The 17,544-nt window shown below is 31.1% G+C and carries 16 protein-coding genes; 9 read left to right on the top strand and 7 right to left on the bottom strand.

The features are described from left to right. Positions 1-54: 54 nt before the first annotated feature. The 4 genes from secA to ACOQN8_RS13905 all read right to left on the bottom strand — a co-directional run bounded on the left by secA (position 55) and on the right by ACOQN8_RS13905 (position 4,847). A complete protein-coding gene (secA, locus tag ACOQN8_RS13890; protein ID WP_420553128.1) occupies positions 55-3,405 on the bottom strand; it encodes a preprotein translocase subunit SecA in 3,351 nt (1,116 codons plus the stop codon). 124 nt (positions 3,406-3,529) lie between these two features. Next, positions 3,530-3,751 carry a DUF2795 domain-containing protein gene (locus ACOQN8_RS13895; RefSeq protein WP_047789198.1) on the bottom strand — a complete coding sequence of 74 codons (222 nt, stop codon included), beginning with the start codon at positions 3,749-3,751 and terminating at the stop codon, positions 3,530-3,532. 99 nt (positions 3,752-3,850) lie between these two features. Beyond that, a complete protein-coding gene (locus tag ACOQN8_RS13900) occupies positions 3,851-4,423 on the bottom strand; it encodes a cob(I)yrinic acid a,c-diamide adenosyltransferase (RefSeq protein ID WP_420553129.1) in 573 nt (190 codons plus the stop codon). Positions 4,424-4,433: 10 nt separating this feature from the next. Then, positions 4,434-4,847: an acyl-CoA thioesterase gene (locus tag ACOQN8_RS13905; protein WP_150898931.1), complete on the bottom strand. Its 414-nt coding sequence runs from the start codon at positions 4,845-4,847 to the stop codon at positions 4,434-4,436. A 178-nt stretch (positions 4,848-5,025) separates the two neighbouring features. Here ACOQN8_RS13905 and dnaA point away from each other — a divergent pair, with 178 nt between their 5' ends. The 3 genes from dnaA to ACOQN8_RS13920 are packed head-to-tail and all read left to right on the top strand — an operon-like array spanning position 5,026 to position 7,619. Next, a complete protein-coding gene (dnaA, locus tag ACOQN8_RS13910; RefSeq protein WP_150898930.1) occupies positions 5,026-6,450 on the top strand; it encodes a chromosomal replication initiator protein DnaA in 1,425 nt (474 codons plus the stop codon). A 9-nt stretch (positions 6,451-6,459) separates the two neighbouring features. Further along, positions 6,460-6,915: a low molecular weight protein-tyrosine-phosphatase gene (locus tag ACOQN8_RS13915; RefSeq protein ID WP_420553130.1), complete on the top strand. Its 456-nt coding sequence runs from the start codon at positions 6,460-6,462 to the stop codon at positions 6,913-6,915. Then, a complete protein-coding gene (locus ACOQN8_RS13920; RefSeq protein ID WP_272148937.1) occupies positions 6,915-7,619 on the top strand; it encodes an SAM-dependent methyltransferase in 705 nt (234 codons plus the stop codon). Before ACOQN8_RS13915 ends, ACOQN8_RS13920 begins: the two co-directional genes overlap by 1 nt. 849 nt (positions 7,620-8,468) lie before the next feature. On the opposite strand, the gene mltG is transcribed toward ACOQN8_RS13920, so the two are convergent. Genes mltG through dapF form a run of 3 tightly spaced genes read right to left on the bottom strand, consistent with a single transcriptional unit; the run spans position 8,469 to position 10,787 of the window. Further along, positions 8,469-9,497: an endolytic transglycosylase MltG gene (mltG, locus tag ACOQN8_RS13925; RefSeq protein ID WP_420553131.1), complete on the bottom strand. Its 1,029-nt coding sequence runs from the start codon at positions 9,495-9,497 to the stop codon at positions 8,469-8,471. Beyond that, on the bottom strand, positions 9,490-10,014 hold the full coding sequence (locus ACOQN8_RS13930; protein WP_420553132.1) for a GNAT family N-acetyltransferase: 525 nt from the start codon (positions 10,012-10,014) through the stop codon (positions 9,490-9,492). The genes mltG and ACOQN8_RS13930 overlap by 8 nt, the downstream gene beginning before the upstream one ends. Continuing rightward, positions 10,014-10,787, bottom strand: a complete 774-nt coding sequence (gene dapF / locus ACOQN8_RS13935; protein WP_420553133.1) for a diaminopimelate epimerase — start codon at positions 10,785-10,787, stop codon at positions 10,014-10,016. Before dapF ends, ACOQN8_RS13930 begins: the two co-directional genes overlap by 1 nt. Before the next feature lie 133 nt (positions 10,788-10,920). On the opposite strand from dapF, the gene ACOQN8_RS13940 reads away from it, so the two are divergent. From ACOQN8_RS13940 to ligA, 6 genes are all read left to right on the top strand, one after another. Next, complete coding sequence (locus ACOQN8_RS13940; protein ID WP_420553134.1) at positions 10,921-12,303, top strand: trypsin-like peptidase domain-containing protein; 1,383 nt, start codon at positions 10,921-10,923, stop codon at positions 12,301-12,303. A gap of 133 nt (positions 12,304-12,436) precedes the next feature. After that, entirely contained in the window at positions 12,437-13,879 is a 1,443-nt protein-coding gene (locus tag ACOQN8_RS13945; protein WP_420553135.1) for a glyceraldehyde-3-phosphate dehydrogenase, read from the top strand. Between the two features lie 94 nt (positions 13,880-13,973). Further along, positions 13,974-14,372, top strand: a complete 399-nt coding sequence (locus ACOQN8_RS13950) for a hypothetical protein (RefSeq protein WP_420553136.1) — start codon at positions 13,974-13,976, stop codon at positions 14,370-14,372. 121 nt (positions 14,373-14,493) lie between these two features. After that, positions 14,494-15,072, top strand: coding sequence for a hypothetical protein (locus tag ACOQN8_RS13955; protein WP_420553137.1), 579 nt, complete (start codon positions 14,494-14,496; stop codon positions 15,070-15,072). Position 15,073: 1 nt separating this feature from the next. Further along, positions 15,074-15,538: a DinB family protein gene (locus tag ACOQN8_RS13960; RefSeq protein WP_420553138.1), complete on the top strand. Its 465-nt coding sequence runs from the start codon at positions 15,074-15,076 to the stop codon at positions 15,536-15,538. Then, positions 15,539-17,536: an NAD-dependent DNA ligase LigA gene (gene ligA / locus ACOQN8_RS13965; RefSeq protein WP_420553139.1), complete on the top strand. Its 1,998-nt coding sequence runs from the start codon at positions 15,539-15,541 to the stop codon at positions 17,534-17,536. Positions 17,537-17,544: the final 8 nt, after the last annotated feature.

The raw sequence follows: 17,544 nt of genomic DNA on the forward strand, positions 1-17,544 counted from the left end.
AAAAGTAAAAAGCTCGGAATGTCCGAGCTTTTTTTATGGTGTGTTCTAAAAGTATTATCTGTTATGTAATACCCAAGTTCCTTGTTCTAGTAAAGGAAGTGCTTGTTTGTATTTTACTTCTTTTTCTTCACCAGTCATTACATTTTTGATAGTAACTCTTTCGTTTCTACCAATTTTTGGTTGCTCACGAACAATAGTTTCTACAACTTGTTGTTCTTGAGTTTGCTGATTTCTAGCTCTACTCATTGCTTGTTGAGTTGAGTTTTGAACTTCATCTTTACGAGTATCTAATTGCTCACGTTTTTGTTCACGAGCTTCAGATACTTGTGATGCATCTTGACTTGGTAATTGACCTTTGAATAAGAAAGATAATACCTCTTTATTTATTTTATCTATAGTTTCTTGGAATAATTCAAAAGCTTCGAATTTATAAACTAGTAAAGGATCTTTTTGCTCATACGTAGCATTTTGAACAGTTTGCTTTAACTCGTCCATCTTACGTAAATGATCTTTCCAGTTTTCGTCAATAATAGCTAATGTGATATTCTTTTCAAAATCGTTTACTAATGATTTCCCTTCAGACTCGTATGCTTCTTTTAAGTTAGTAACTACTTGTAAAGTTTTAGTACCATCAGTAAAAGGAACTACGATACGCTCGTAACGATCACCTTCAGTTTCAAAAACATTCTTAATTACTGGGAAAGCATTATGTGCGTGTCTTTCAGTATCATTTTTATAATGTTCAGAAACAATAACATATAATTTATCAATTAATTCTTGCTCTGACAATTTATTAAATTCTTCTTCTGAGAAAGGAGAAGTCATTGATGAAAAACGAATTAATTCAAACTCAAAGTTTTGATAATCGCTATTCATTTTGTTTTGTTTTACAATTGAATCACAAGTGTCATAAATCATGTTTGCAATATCAATCTGTAAACGTTGTCCATCTAAAGCATGACGACGACGTTTGTAAACAAACTCACGTTGCGCATTCATAATATCGTCATACTCTAATAAACGCTTACGAATACCGAAGTTGTTTTCTTCTACTTTCTTTTGTGCTCTTTCAATAGATTTTGAAATCATAGAATGTTGAATTACTTCACCTTCTTTTAATCCCATTCTATCCATCATTTTAGCAATTCTATCAGAACCAAATAAACGCATTAAGTTATCGTCTAAGGCAACATAAAACTGTGATGAACCTACATCTCCTTGACGTCCTGCACGACCACGTAACTGACGGTCTACACGACGAGAATCATGACGCTCTGTACCAATAATAGCCAAACCACCAGCGGCTTTTACTTCGTCAGATAATTTAATATCTGTACCACGACCTGCCATGTTGGTTGCAATTGTAACAACTCCTGGTTTACCAGCTTCAGCAACTACATCTGCTTCACGTTTGTGTAGCTTTGCATTTAGTATATTGTGAGGAATCTTACGCATTTGTAACATTCTACCTAATAATTCTGAAATTTCTACTGATGTTGTTCCAATTAAAACTGGACGACCTTGTTTAGATAGTCCAACAACATCTTCAATTACAGCATTGTATTTTTCTCTTGTTGTTTTATAAACTAAATCTTGTTTATCATCACGAGCAATTGGTTTATTGGTAGGGATTTCAACTACATCTAATTTATAGATTTCCCAGAATTCACCAGCTTCCGTAATTGCTGTACCTGTCATTCCAGATAGCTTACGGTACATTCTGAAGTAGTTTTGTAATGTAACTGTAGCAAAAGTTTGAGTAGCATCTTCAATTTTTACATTCTCTTTTGCTTCAATTGCTTGGTGTAATCCATCTGAGTAACGACGACCGTCCATAATACGACCTGTTTGCTCATCTACAATCATTACTTTATTATCCATAACTACATACTCAACATCTTTTTCAAAAACAGTATATGCTTTTAAAAGTTGATTCATAGTATGAATACGTTCGCTCTTTACACTAAAATCTCTGTATAATTCTTCTTTTTGATTAGCTTTTTCTTCAGGTGAATTATCACTATTGTCAATTTCTCCAACTTTTACACTAATATCTGGTAAAACGAAGAAAGTAGCATTTTGAGTTTTTTCTGATAAGTGAGCAATACCTTTATCGGTTAAATCAATTTGATTGTTTTTTTCATCAACAGTAAACCATAATTCAGCATCTACTTCTGGCATTAACTTATTGTTATCTTGCATGTAGAAGTTTTCTGTCTTTTGAAGAATTTGTTTGATTCCTTCTTGAGATAAGAACTTGATTAAAGCTTTGTTTTTTGGTAAACCTCTGTAAACTCTCAATAATAAGAATCCACCTTCTTTGGTATCTCCCTCTTTTAATAAAGCTTTAGCTTCTGCTAATACACCAACTAAATATTTATTTTGGAAAGAAACTAAATCGGCAACTAAAGGTTTTAATTCGTTAAATTCATGACGATCTCCTTGAGGAACTGGTCCAGAAATAATTAAAGGAGTACGAGCGTCATCAACTAAAACCGAATCTACTTCATCAATAATTGCATAATTAGGAGCTCTTTGTACTAAATCCTTCTTAGAGCTAGCCATATTATCACGTAAATAATCGAAACCAAATTCGTTATTTGTACCGTAAGTAATGTCTGCGTTATATGCTTTTCTACGTTCTTCAGAGTTTGGCTGGTGGAAATCAATACAGTCTGTAGATAATCCATGGAACTCAAATATTGGAGCCATCCAAGCACGGTCACGTTTTGCTAAGTAGTCATTTACAGTTACTACGTGAACTCCGTTACCAGTTAAAGCATTTAAGTATACAGGTAGGGTAGATACTAAGGTTTTTCCTTCCCCTGTCATCATCTCTGCAATTTTACCTTGATGTAAAACAGAACCACCAATTAATTGCACGTCATAATGAATCATATCCCAAGTTACTTCTTTACCTGCTGCATCCCACGAATTCGCCCAATAAGCCTTGTCATCTTCTAAGCTTACATGATCTCTGGTTGCTGATAATTCTCTATCAAAAGCAGTTGCAGTAACTTCTAGTTCTTCATTTTTAGTAAAACGTCTAGCTGTTTCTTTTACAAGAGCAAAAGCTTCAGGCATAATGTCTAATAATACAGCTTCAGAAGCTTCATAAGCTTCATCCCTTAATTTGTCAATTTCTGCATAAATTTCTTCTTGACGATCAATGTCTGAATTTAAAGCTTCTTCTTCTAAAGTAGCTATAGAATCGTTAAATGATTTAGTAGCCTCCTTTATTTTAGATTTAAATTCGATTGTTTTAGCCCGAAGGTCATCATTAGATAAATTGTTTAATGAACTCTCAAAAGATCGTACTTTTTCAACGATCGGTTGTAGAGACTTTAAGTCTTTTTGTTGTTTGTCACCAACAAATAGTTTTAGAATCGAATTTAAAACGCTCATTTGTAAAATATTGTTTTATAGCAGATTAAATGTGTTTTTAATCTACTGCTGTATGTTTATAATTTATGTGCTTAAAAGTAAGCAAAAAAAAAGCCTCTAATAGAGACTTTTTATGATTGTATTTTTAGTATTCGTCTTCGTTCCAAAGATAATCTTCTTCAGTCGGATAATCTGGCCAAATTTCAATTATAGAATCGTATGCCTCACCTTCATCTTCAATATCCTGTAAATTTTCTACCACTTCTAAGGGTGCCCCAGTACGAATAGCGTAATCGATTAATTCGTCTTTAGTTGCAGGCCAAGGTGCATCTGCTAAATATGATGCTAGTTCAAGTGTCCAATACATTTCTTTATCTGTTTATTAAGATTTTCGCAAAAATAATTTTTTTTTGTAAAAAGTCAAGTTTTTTTTAAAAAATGTTAAATCAATAAAAAAAGAACTTAGTTATAATTTTTCCGGAATCCATTTAACTTCTTCCGCTTTTAAATCTTGGGTCAACTTTCGTGCCAGTACAAAAAGATAGTCAGAAAGTCTGTTTAAATACATTAAAATACTGTCATTAATGGTTTCTTCTTCGTTTAAAGCCACCGATAAACGTTCGGCTCTACGACATACACATCGTGCTATGTGACAAAATGACACTGTTTGATGGCCTCCAGGTAAAATAAAATGAGTCATTTGAGGTAACATTTTATTCATTAAATCAATTTCATTTTCTAAAAACTGGATAGAATCATCAGAGATTTTATAAATATTTAATCGTTCTTTTCCACTTTTTAAAGTTTCTTTTTCCGGAGGTGTAGCTAACATAGCTCCCAAAGTAAATAAATCACTTTGGATTTTGGAGAGTGTACTTTTTGTTAACGTATCAATATCTTGATCTCTAATTAAACCAATATAAGAATTAAGTTCATCTACAGTACCATAACTTTCTATTCTTAAATGATGTTTAGGAACTCGAGTTCCTCCAAAAAGAGAAGTAGAACCTTTGTCTCCTGTTTTAGTGTATATTTTCATTAATTATTTTTTAATATTCGTGTTCGTATTTATTTAACTTCTCCATTATATATTCTGGACAACGAATTGGCTTTTTTGTTTTCATATCAATAAAAGCCAAAATAGTATTACCTGTACATATTAACTCTCCTTCTTGGTTTGTGATTTCATAGTCAAATTCTATTTTTATAGAAGGTGCTTTTTTGATAAATGTACTAATAGTTAATTCATCATCATATAAGGCTGATTTTTTAAATTTACAAGATAATGAAATTACAGGAAGCATCACACCTGTTTTTTCCATATATTTGTATGTAACGCCTAAAGAGCGTAGCCACTCGGTTCGGCCAATTTCAAAAAATTGCGCATAATTACCATGGTAAACAACGCCCATTTGATCGGTTTCTGCATATCGTACTCGAACCGAAGTTTTATGTTTTTTCAAAATGTTTTTTGTATTTTAATTATAATTAACGTTACGGAAAAAATAATTAAAAATCAATAGCAATTTGATTTTTTTATACTGAATTTTATTCACACTTTTGTTCAGCCAGACGGAGAGTCTGGAGTCCCCAATAGATCTGAATAAAAATTTAACAACTTTAAAATAGTTTTTAACTCAAATGACAAAAACTGCTGATTCAGTTTGGATGGAATGTTTATCTTTTATAAAAGATAATATTAAACCCCAAGCATACAAAACTTGGTTCGAACCTATTAAGCCTATAAAATTGGCCGGGGAAGCGCTTACGGTACAAGTGCCAAGTAAATTTTTTTATGAATGGTTAGAGGAACATTATATTAAGTTATTAAGAGTAGCTCTAGTTCGTGAATTAGGAAATGATGCTAAACTGATTTATGATGTTCGTATGGAAAATACATACAGCAGTAATAGTCCACAAACAGTTAAAATTCCAAGTTCTAATCGTAACCCATTGAAGCCTCAAAAGGTAACAATGCCTTTGGAGTCTAAAAGAGAATTAAAAAACCCTTTTATAATTCCTGGATTACAAAAAGTTAAGATAGAATCTCAATTAAATCCAAACTATAATTTTGCAAATTTTGTAGAGGGTGATTCTAATAGGTTAGCTCGTTCTGCCAGTATGGCAGTTGCTAACAAGCCTGGAGGAACTTCATTTAATCCATTATTAATATATGGTGGAGTTGGATTAGGTAAAACACATTTAGGTCACGCTATTGGTGTTGAAATAAAAGATAAATACCCAGATAAAACAGTTTTATATATTTCTTCTGAGAAATTTACACAACAGTTTATCGATTCGGTAAAATCAAATACTAGAAATGATTTTATTCATTTCTATCAAATGATTGATGTATTAATTATTGATGATGTACAATTCCTTTCAGGAAAAGCAGGTACACAAGATGTATTTTTCCATATATTCAATCATTTACATCAAAATGGTAAACAGGTAATTTTAACTTCTGATAAAGCGCCTGTTGACATGCAAGATATTGAGCAGCGATTATTATCTCGTTTTAAATGGGGGTTATCTGCTGAACTACAATCTCCAGATTTTGAAACTCGTATTTCTATACTTCAAAATAAGTTATATAGAGATGGAGTAGAAATGCCTGAAGAAATAGTTGAATATATTGCAAAGAATATTAAATCGAATGTTCGTGAATTAGAAGGTGTTATTATTTCTATGATTGCACAAGCGTCTTTTAATAGAAAAGAATTTACAATTGAGTTAGCGAAACAAATTGTAGATAAGTTTGTGAAGAATACTAAGAAAGAACTTTCTATAGATTACATTCAAAAAGTAGTATCTAAATATTTTGATATGGATGTTGCTACTTTACAGTCTAAAACGCGTAAAAGACATATAGTTCAAGCACGTCAATTAGCAATGTATTTTGCAAAACGTATGACTAAGTCGTCTTTAGCTAGTATTGGAAGTCAAATAGGGAAGAGAGATCATGCTACTGTATTGCATGCTTGTAAAACAGTTGATAACTTAACTGAGACGGATAAACAGTTTAAGAAATACGTAGAAGATTTAAGAAAGAAATTAACTTTGTAATACGATTTTATGAAAAAAATACTGATGGTTTGTTTAGGGAATATTTGTCGTTCTCCTTTAGCCGAAGGTATTTTACAATCTAAATTATCGTCACAATCATTTTTTGTTGATTCTGCTGGTACTGCTGGATATCATGTAGGTGAGTTACCTGATAGAAGATCAATTGAAGTAGCAAAGAAATATGGTATTGATATTACCAATCAACAATCGAGAAAGTTTGTTAAATCAGACTTTAAAGATTTTGATTTAATCTATGCTATGGATGAGAGTAATTATAATAACATCGTTTCTATGACTGATGATTATAATGAAATTCAGAAAGTAAAAATGATTTTGAACGAGTTATATCCTAATGAAAATAGGAGTGTACCTGATCCGTACTATGGAGGAGATCAAGGTTTCGAGAATGTATATAGAATGTTAGATGAAGCATGTAGTATTGTTGCATCAAAATTAGAGAAATAATGAAAGGGAAATTATACTTAATTCCTACTACATTAGGAGATACAGAACCTTTAGAGGTAATGCCATTATCGGTAAAAAAAGTAATTGAGCATCTTGATTATTTTATTGTTGAAAATGAAAAATCAGCAAGAAGATTTATAAAAAGAATTACACCAACAAAAGCTCAATCTTCATTACAATTAATGTTATTAGATAAGTATTCTGATGATTTTGAAACACAAAATTATTTAGATATTTGTGATAAAGGAGTTTCTATTGGTTTGTTATCAGAAGCAGGAGTTCCTGCTGTTGCTGATCCAGGAGCTACAATTGTAAAATTAGCACATGAAAAAGGAGTGCAAGTGGTACCGTTAGTAGGACCTTCTTCTATTTTATTAGCAATGATGGGTTCTGGAATGAATGGACAAAATTTTGCTTTTAATGGATATTTGCCTATAGATAAATCAGATAGAAAGAGAGCGATTAAAGATTTAGAAAAGCTTTCTAGGGATAAAAATCAATCTCAAATTTTTATTGAAACGCCTTATAGAAATGAAAAAATGTTAGACGATTTACGTGCTACCTTATCGCCGGATACTCGTATTTGTGTGGCTTGTGATATAACATTGCCGTCTGAGTATATTAAAACACATACGGCAAAACAATGGAAAAGCGTAAAGCCAGATTTACACAAACGACCTACGATATTTATAATTCATAAATAAAAAAAAGACATCTTATCAAGATGTCTTTTTTTATAACATTAATTAATTTTGATTTATACAGTAGGTTTTTTATTTGCTGTAATGTTTGAAACATCATAACCAGCAAACTTCTTCATATACGATTGTATAGAAGTACCAAATGCATCATTGAATTGGAACACTCCATTTGAGCGTAAATACTTTTTAACATTACCTGCACCACTTAAATGTGCTGCGGCTAAAATACCAGACTCGGTTATTTTTACTCCATTAATAGTTTTACCAACACTTCTTCTGATGTCTTTTCTAAGAATCCATTTGTTTACTTTACAGTAAGCTATAAAAGCTTTTTCTTGTAATTCTGGATTTTTTAAGAAATGATTAGTGTTGTAAATTCTAAATCTTTTTAGAGTTTCTTTTCCGAATTGGTATTTACCTAAATAACCAAGCTTATTAATAACTCGGTACCTTCCTTGAGATTCTTTAAAAGCTAATGCTTCTTTAAAACCAACAAAATCTTTTAATAAAAAAGGTATGTTAACTCCAGTAGTACGATATTCGACTATTGGTGTAGTATTGGTAGTAATCTCTTTTTCTTTTCTTTCCCCTGGTGTTGTAAAACTAGCAAATAATACAAAACCTATGAATACAAATATTAAATATCTGATAATTAGTTACTTTCTGTTTAGCGCTGCAAATATACGACTATTTTTTGTAACTGTTTATAATTCAGTGTGTTAGGTGTTTTTGTGAATTGTCAAAATAAAAATAAAATCATTTTTTTTCTGAGAATTGAATAAAGAAAAACCTCTTTTTTTGATTTATTATCAGGAATTAAGATTTTTTTATGAAAATAAATTTTTGTTAAATTTAACGTCTAATACCTCTTTGACTAATCCATTTTTGATACTTAGCTGCGTTTCTGTTATGTTGCGCTAATGACTTTGCAAAATCGTGAAAACCAATTTTTTCTGTACTAGCACACATGTAATAATAATTGTGTTTTTTATAGTTTAAAACAGCATCTATAGAAGAAACATCAGGCATTGCAATTAAAGACGGTGGAAGTCCTGTATGCATATAAGTATTATAGGGAGATTTTATTTCTTTGTCTTTATTCAATACACGTTTTACAACAAAATCCTGACCTTTTAATTGTTTTATAGCGTATATAAGAGTTGGGTCGGCTTGTAATGGCCAATTATCTTTTAATCGATTTAGATATAATCCAGCTACAATAGGGCGCTCACTTTTTTGAGCTGTTTCTTTTTGTACAATTGAAGCAAGTGCTATAACTTCACTTTTAGTTAAGTTTAGTTTTTTAGCTTTATCTAATCTTGATTGATTCCAAAAACGTTTGTATTCACGCAACATTTTATCACGAAACTTATTTGCAGAAGTATTCCAGTAAAATTGATAGCTATTTGGAATGTAGATTTCTAAAGCGGTTTGTTTGTTGAATCCGTTTTTAGCTAAGAATGTTTCATCTGTCATAGCTTGTAACAAAGAAATAGAATCGGTTTCAATTTGTTGCGCAATTCTTCCTGCTAATTTTTCTAAGGTATCTTGATTATTGAAAGAAACTTTTACAGGAGTTTGATTACCACTTCTTAATAAGTTTACAACATCATTCATGTTCATTCCTTTTTTAAGAATGTATTTACCACCTTTAGGTTTGGTAAACTTTTTCTTTTCGGCCACCCAAATAAAATTTTCAGGTTTATTAATGTATTCAGTCAAAAGTTTTTTTACATCTATTAGATGGTAGTTGGAACCAATATAAATGGCTCCATCTTTTTTTACTGCGTTTCCAAATATTTTTTGGTAAAAGTTAAAACCAATAATTCCACCAACTACAAATAAGATGGCAATTACTCCGTATATTATTTTTTTATTCATTGATTAATTGAAATAAAATTTCGTCTTTATAAATTCCTTTGTTTAAAATCCAATCTTTTTTGACACCTATTTTCTGAAAGTTATGTTTCGAAAAAAGAACTATACTGTTAGTATTATCAAAAGTAATATTAGCATACAATTGATGTAGTTGCAAATGTGTAAAACTATAATTAATTAAAAGTTGAAGAGCTTCTGAAGCAAATCCGTTTTTTTGAAAGTCAGGGTGAATTAAGATACCTATTCCTGCTCTTTTGTGTAAAGGATTAAAATCAAAAAGATCAATCATTCCTATAGATTTTAATGAAACTTGATCTTCAATAACTAAACGTAGTTGTTTTGCTTCAAAAATATCTAAATGAGCATTTTCTAAATATTGTTTTAAAAGGTATTTAGAAAAGGGTACTTGAGTATGACTCACTTCCCAAAAAGTTTCATTGTTTTCAATTTGAAACAAAAACTCCAAATCTTCAGGCTCAAGAGCTCTTAAGTTTATATGTGTACCTTTTAAAGTATTCATTATAATTCTATTTCACCTTTGAATACACAAACAGCTGGTCCTTCTAAAAATATATTAGAATAACTACCATTGTTTTCTTCAAAATGAACTTTTAATAAACCACCTTCAACAGGAAGGTTAATTGAGGTTTCAGTTGTTTTTTTAGTGGCATGCATAGCAATAGCAACAGCAGTAACACCAGTGCCACAAGCTAAGGTTTCGTCTTCAACACCTTTTTCATAGGTTCTAACTCTAAAAGTATCAGTGGTAAGTTGTTCAACAAAATTAACATTACTGCCCGTTTCACCATATATGTTATAACGAATGTCTTTCCCTTTTTCAAAAACAGGAAAGTTATCTAAGTTGTCTACCATTTCTACATGATGTTGAGTACCAGTGTTCGCAAATGTATAAGTGTCTTTTATAATAACTTCATTAACATCTATCATATGAAGAGAAACTAATCCATTGTTTATTTCAGCATAATGCTTACCATCAAAAGCAGTAAAAGTTGTTTTAGAGTCAATAATGTTTAACTGTTTAGCAAAAGCAACGGCACATCTTCCACCATTACCACACATTGTTTCACTACCATCGGCATTAAAATAAATCATTCTAAAATCTGTAGCAGTATTATTTTCTAAAAGAATCACACCATCTGCACCAATTCCAAAATGTCTGTCACATAATTTAGTAATAATGTCAACGTTATTTTTTGGAAAGGTTTTTGTTCTATTATCGACTATAATAAAGTCATTTCCTGTTCCTTGATATTTGTAAAATGTCATCTTCATACGAGGCAAAGATACATATTTTCTTTGTTGAGCAGCAGTGTTAAATAGCGGTTAAAATCAGTTAAAAAGAAGTTAAACAGATTTGAGGAAAATGTTAAAATAGTATATTTGAGATATTAAATTTTGTAAGAATATGAAAAAAGTATTTAGAACCTTAGGGATAGCGTTTTTTGGTGGAGTTGTTGCACTTGCAGGATATAAAATAGCCATTGAAGAACCTCAAGTAATAGTTGAAAAAACTGTAGAACCAACTTTACAAACAGTAAAAGCGAGTTATACACCAACCGTAATTAATTCATCGTCTAAACCAACTGACTTTACAGAAGCAGCTGAAAAAACGGTAAATGCGGTAGTACACGTAAAAAATACAGCAATTAGAACACAACAAAATCCATGGGCAGAATTGTTTTATGGAAGTGGAAGCGGAACTAAAAAATATCAGCAAGTAGGAACAGGAAGTGGAGTAATAATTTCTCCTGATGGTTATATTGTAACTAATAATCATGTAATTGAAGGAGCTAATGAGATTGAAATTACATTAAATAACCACAAGAAATTAAAAGCTGAGTTGATAGGTGCAGACAAGGATAACGATATTGCTTTATTAAAAGTAGAAACAGACGAAGATTTACCTAATTTACCATTTGGAAATTCAGATAATGCAAAAGTAGGAGAGTGGGTATTAGCAGTTGGAAACCCTTATAATTTAACATCAACAGTAACAGCTGGAATTGTTAGTGCAAAAGGAAGAGATTTAGATGGGAATAGTAATGTTGAAGCTTTTATACAAACTGATGCTGCAGTAAATCCAGGAAATAGTGGAGGAGCCTTAGTAAATACAAGAGGAGAATTGGTAGGGATTAATACAGCAATATCTTCTAAAACTGGTTCTTTTATAGGGTATTCTTTTGCAGTGCCATCTAATATTGCAAAGAAAATTGTTGATGACTTATTAGAGTTTGGTTCGGTACAACAAGCAATTATTGGAATTAAAATTGATACTAGTGCTAATGATATTGAAGGGGTGAAAATTGGAGAAATTACTGAAGATAGTGAAGCATTAAAAGCAGGGTTGAGAAAAGGAGATGTTATTAAGGGGGTTAATGATGTGAAAATATCTAAGTTTTCAGATTTAAAAGGACAGTTGACTGCAAAACGTCCAGGAGATTATATTAATGTTACAGTGGATAGAGATGGAGATGAGTTAACTAAAGTTGTAAAATTAACTAAGTTAGTTAAATTACCTATAAGTAGATATTTAAGGACTGAGTTTGAAGATGTAAATTCTAAAGATAAAAAGAAGTTTGATATTAATGGAGGAGCAAAAATTAATAGAACAGAAAATAGAGACTTTAAAGAATATGGGATAGGCAAAGGCTATATCTTGACAAAAATTAACGGAAAAAAAGTTACTTCAGCAGCTGAAGCAGTTAGGATATTAGATAGTAATTCAAACAGAAGGTTTCTTATAGAAATGGTTAGTCCTTCTGGAGAAATAGAAAGATTTAGATATTAAGCTTTATGTATTAATAAAATAAAAAATCTCGTTAAATAATTTTAACGAGATTTTTTATTTGTAAAGGTTTACGAAATCGTTTGAAATAAGTATTTTTGCAGCAAAATTTAAAAATTTTAGTTAACACACAACTATGTCAACAATAACAAATTACGAAAAAGAAGTAGTAAGTCAAGCGCAAGTTCGAAGAGCTACGGTTGAGTTTATTAACATCGTTAACGATTTATGGTACGATAAGTCTATCGAATTAGTTTTATTTAGAAATCCATTAGTAGATAAAAGAGCTAGTGAAGTTTTAAATTTAATTGATTACGCAAAAGAATTCGTAGCCAAGCCAATTTCAATTAGCGATGCTTTAGAAATAGCAAAGGCAATTCAGTCAATCGATTTACCACCATCAAAATTAGATATTGGTAAATTAGCTTATGAGTATCATTTACAAGATGATGAGAGTGCTGACAAAGTTTCATTTGTACAAAATCAATTAAGTGATGCTACTGGAGCAGAAAGTATTCAGCCAAAAGATGTAGTATTATATGGTTTTGGACGTATTGGACGTTTATTAGCTCGTGAGTTAATGACTAAAATGGGTAAAGGTTCTCAGTTAAGATTAAGAGCTGTAGTTACTCGTGGTGAAATTAACGAAGCGGTATTAGAAAAAAGAGCTTCTTTATTAAGTATTGATTCTGTTCACGGAGATTTCTTAGGAACTGTTCAAGTTGATGCTGATAATAACGCATTAATTATTAACGGAACTACTGTGTATATGATTTCTGCTGCTAAACCAGAAGATATCGACTATACAGCTTATGGAATTAACGATGCTTTAATTATTGATAATACAGGTGCTTTTAGAGACGATAAAGCTTTAGCAAGACACTTAGTGCCTAATGGAGCAAGTAAAGTATTGTTAACAGCACCAGGGAAAGGAATTCCTAATATTGTGCATGGTGTAAACCATAAAGAAAACAATCCTGACAACGTAGATATTTTCTCAGCGGCATCTTGTACAACAAATGCAATTACACCAATCTTAAAAGTTTTAGAAGATAATTTCGGAATTAAGAAAGGGCATTTAGAAACAATACATGCATATACTAACGATCAGAACTTAGTAGATAATATGCATAAAAAATACCGTAGAGGTAGAGCAGCTGCTTTAAATATGGTAATTACAGAAACTGGAGCAGGTAAAGCAGTAGCAAAAGCTTTACCAGCATTAGAAGGAAAATTAACTTCAAGTGCTATTCGTGTACCAGTGCCAAACGGATCGTTAGCAATTTTAAATTTACAGTTAAATTCTAACACAACTGTTGAGGCAGTAAATGCTATTATGAAGCAGTATGCATTAGAAGGAGATTTAGTAGAGCAAATTCAATATTCATTAAATAATGAATTAGTGTCTTCTGATATTGTAGGAACTACTGCACCATCAATTTTTGATAGTAAAGCTACAATTGCAGACGGAGATACAATTGTAATATATATATGGTATGACAATGAATATGGGTATTCTCATCAAGTAATGCGTTTAGCTAAACACATAGCTAAAGTTCGTCGTTATACATATTATTAGAATATTAAGAAATTAATAATAAAAGCCGAAACATTTGTTTGTTTCGGCTTTTTTTTTATTTTTGGGTAGATTAATCCCCTAAAACCCCCTAAAAATGAAAAAAGTAATCACAATATTTGTGTTGATACTTAGCTTCGCTTCTGTTTCTTATTCTCAAGAAGCCAACTCTCAAGAAGCCAACTCTCAAGAAATTAACGAAAAAGAATTTTTAACTTCAGGTAAATGGTTTGTAGAAACTGTTCAAATAGGTAATGAAGTTCAAAAATTTTCTCAAAAAGACAGTTGGATGGTTTTTCATGCCGATGGAAATTATCAAGTGGTTATGAGTAACCATGAAAAGAATGGTCATTGGAAATTGAATAAAGAGCACAAAGTAATTTTAGAAGAAGAAAGTCAAGAAACAGATTTAAAAATTGAAGTTTTAAGTGAAACAGAACTTTTATTTTCTGCAACCGATGGTGATGTTGCTTATTCAATGAAGTTGAGTAAGTAGTATTAATCTTAAAAGTATTTAAAAAGCCGAAGTTTAGACTTCGGCTTTTTTGTTTATAAGATGTTTTTATGGAGTTAAAATCTAAAAATCTTTTCCTTAATTTAGCAATTAAACTACGTATATGAGAACACTAATAATAACACTATTATTTTTATTAATTACAAAAACTATGAATTCACAAGAACTACCTTATTATGAGATTCCTCAAGCACCTAAAGAATACACAGAAGGAACTGTAGCAAGTAGAATGATAGATGGATTAGGGTTTCGTTATTATTGGGCTACTGAAGGGTTAAAAGAAAAAGATTTACAATACAAGCCAAGTAAAGAGGCTAGAAATATGTTTGATACCCTTGATCATATTTTAGTGTTGTCAATAATGACTTTAAGTGCTGTTGAAGAAACAGAAATGAAGTTTCCAAAAGAAGGTTCGTTAACGTTTGCTGAGATGCGTAAACTAACATTAGAAAACTTTAAAAAATCAAGCGATATTTTAAGAACCTCTAATGATCTTTCAAAATACGTAATGAAAATAAATAGAGGAAATGGAAAAGTACAAGAATATCCATTCTGGAATCAATTAAACGGACCGATAGCAGATGCAATTTGGCATGTAGGACAAGTAGTTTCTTTCAGACGTACAGCTGGTAATCCATTACCAAAAGGACCTAGTTTTTTAACAGGAACAGTTAGGAAATAAGATGCAAAAGAATGGCATGCTACTAGCTTTGGTAGAAGAGTATAAAAGAGCAGCTAAAGATTATATAGAAATACTGAAATATATTTCTGACAAAGAGTTTCTGGAGATCAGAGATTATAAATCTAAAGATCCAGATTGTAAATCAATACAAACAGTAACATTTCATATAGTTCAGTCAGGTTATACATATGCTAATTACATACAATCTATTAGTAATAATAATTGGTTAGAGTATAAATCAAGTATGACTACTACTAAAGTTGCTATTAATGAAATAGAAAAAATGCTAGAGTATACTAAAATATCATTTCATGATAATTGGTATAAATCAAATAAAGAAATAGAAAAATATTCGTTTGAAACTAGATGGGGTGTAACCTATGATTTGGAACAATTGCTGGAACATGCAATTGTACATGTTTTGAGACATAGAAGACAGGTAGAGAATTTTTTGAAGAAAGATTAAATGACTATAGAACAAAAAATACAACAATTAAGAGAGGAATTAAGAGAACATAATCATAACTATTATGTGTTGGATAATGCAACAATATCTGATTATGAGTTTGATATAAAATTAAAAGAACTTGAAAAGCTAGAGGAAGAAAATCCACAGTTTTTTGATGCAAACTCACCAACACAACGAGTTGGAGGAGGAATTACTAAAAACTTTGAAACGCTTACTCATAAAAACAGAATGTATTCTTTAGATAATTCTTATTCAAAAGAAGATTTGTTAGACTGGGAAAAACGAATTCAAAAGATTTTAGGAACAGAAGATATTGAGTATACCTGTGAATTAAAATATGATGGAGCTTCTATAAATTTAACTTTTGAAAAAGGAGAGTTTGTAAAAGCAGTAACTCGCGGAGATGGTTTTCAAGGAGATAATGTAACCACTAATATTCGTACCATAAAATCAATTCCACTGAAACCAAAAGGTGATTTTGTTTCTGATTTTGAAATGAGAGGAGAAATTATTTTACCACTCGATGGGTTTAATAAAATGAATGAAGAGCGTTTAGCAAAAGGAGAAGAAGCTTATAGGAATCCTAGAAATACAGCAAGTGGAAGTTTGAAATTGCAAGATAGCACTGAAGTAGCAAAACGTCCGTTAGATTGTTTGTTGTATCAAGTAGTTACTGATGAGCGTAAATATAAAACACATTTTGAAAGTTTAGAAAATGCAAGGAAAGTGGGATTTAAAGTTCCAAAAACAATTGCATTGGCAAAATCGATAGATGAAGTTTTTGAGTTTGTCAATCATTGGGATGAAAAGCGACATGATTTACCTTATGAAACAGATGGAGTTGTAATCAAAGTAAATAATTTACAGCAGCAAGAAGAGTTAGGATATACAGCAAAGGCACCACGTTGGGCTATAGCATATAAGTTTAAAGCAGAACAGGTTTCTACAGTTTTAAATGAAATTACTTATCAAGTAGGAAGAACAGGAGCTATTACTCCAGTAGCAAATTTAGAGCCTGTAGAATTAGCGGGAACAATTGTTAAAAGAGCTTCATTGCATAATGCTGATCAGATAGAGAAACTAGATATTCGAATAAATGATACCGTTTTTGTAGAAAAAGGAGGGGAAATTATTCCTAAAATTATTAAGGTAGATTTGTCAAAAAGACCAGTAGATTCAGAACCTACCAAATACGCTACTAATTGTCCTGAATGCGATACTGAGTTGATAAGAACAGAAGGTGATGCCAAGCATTATTGTCCAAATGAGTTTGGTTGTGCGCCACAAATAACAGGAAGAATTCAGCATTATATCAGTAGAAAAGCAATGGATATTGATGGGTTAGGAGGAGAAACTGTTGATTTATTACGTAAAGAAGGTTTGATACAGAATTATGCCGATTTATATGATTTAAAGGTTGAGCAAGTAATTCCTTTAGAGAGAATGGCTGAAAAGTCAGCTCAAAATATGGTAGATGGAATAGAGAAGTCGAAAGAAATTCCATTTGAAAAAGTATTATTTGCATTAGGAATTCGATTTGTAGGAGAAACAGTAGCAAAAAAATTAGCAAAACATTTTAAGTCGATAGATAATTTAATGGCTGCCAATTTTGAAACGCTAGTTGCTGTTGATGAAATAGGAGATAGAATAGCCCAAAGTATTATTGATTTTTCTAACGATTTAGGGAATATTCAGTTGATAGATCGCTTAAAAGCTTATGGAGTGCAATTGGAAGTTTCAGCAGAAAGTTTAGAAAATCAAACCGATAAATTACAAGGAAAAGTGTTTGTAGTTTCAGGAGTTTTTCATCAGATGAGCCGAAATGAATTGAAAAAAGCAATTGAAGACAACGGAGGTAAGGTAAGTTCATCAATTTCTAAAAAAACAACATACATAGTAGCAGGAGATAATATGGGACCTAGCAAGCTAACAAAAGCAGAAAACTTAGGAATTCCGATTATTTCAGAACAAGATTTTATTGATATGATTAGTTAATACAAAAA

Origin of the sequence: Tenacibaculum aiptasiae (assembly GCF_965221665.1) — a bacterium.
GTDB classification, from domain to species: domain Bacteria; phylum Bacteroidota; class Bacteroidia; order Flavobacteriales; family Flavobacteriaceae; genus Polaribacter; species Polaribacter aiptasiae.

Bases quoted from the DNA above. Each gene is read 5' to 3' on its own strand.
- secA (WP_420553128.1), bottom strand. From the start codon at position 3,405: ATGAGCGTTTTAAATTCGATTCTAAAACTATTTGTTGGTGACAAACAA.
- ACOQN8_RS13895 (WP_047789198.1), bottom strand. From the start codon at position 3,751: ATGTATTGGACACTTGAACTAGCATCATATTTAGCAGATGCACCTTGG.
- ACOQN8_RS13900 (WP_420553129.1), bottom strand. From the start codon at position 4,423: ATGAAAATATACACTAAAACAGGAGACAAAGGTTCTACTTCTCTTTTT.
- dnaA (WP_150898930.1), top strand. From the start codon at position 5,026: ATGACAAAAACTGCTGATTCAGTTTGGATGGAATGTTTATCTTTTATA.
- ACOQN8_RS13915 (WP_420553130.1), top strand. From the start codon at position 6,460: ATGAAAAAAATACTGATGGTTTGTTTAGGGAATATTTGTCGTTCTCCT.
- ACOQN8_RS13920 (WP_272148937.1), top strand. From the start codon at position 6,915: ATGAAAGGGAAATTATACTTAATTCCTACTACATTAGGAGATACAGAA.
- mltG (WP_420553131.1), bottom strand. From the start codon at position 9,497: ATGAATAAAAAAATAATATACGGAGTAATTGCCATCTTATTTGTAGTT.
- ACOQN8_RS13930 (WP_420553132.1), bottom strand. From the start codon at position 10,014: ATGAATACTTTAAAAGGTACACATATAAACTTAAGAGCTCTTGAGCCT.
- dapF (WP_420553133.1), bottom strand. From the start codon at position 10,787: ATGAAGATGACATTTTACAAATATCAAGGAACAGGAAATGACTTTATT.
- ACOQN8_RS13940 (WP_420553134.1), top strand. From the start codon at position 10,921: ATGAAAAAAGTATTTAGAACCTTAGGGATAGCGTTTTTTGGTGGAGTT.
- ACOQN8_RS13945 (WP_420553135.1), top strand. From the start codon at position 12,437: ATGTCAACAATAACAAATTACGAAAAAGAAGTAGTAAGTCAAGCGCAA.
- ACOQN8_RS13950 (WP_420553136.1), top strand. From the start codon at position 13,974: ATGAAAAAAGTAATCACAATATTTGTGTTGATACTTAGCTTCGCTTCT.
- ACOQN8_RS13955 (WP_420553137.1), top strand. From the start codon at position 14,494: ATGAGAACACTAATAATAACACTATTATTTTTATTAATTACAAAAACT.
- ACOQN8_RS13960 (WP_420553138.1), top strand. From the start codon at position 15,074: ATGCAAAAGAATGGCATGCTACTAGCTTTGGTAGAAGAGTATAAAAGA.
- ligA (WP_420553139.1), top strand. From the start codon at position 15,539: ATGACTATAGAACAAAAAATACAACAATTAAGAGAGGAATTAAGAGAA.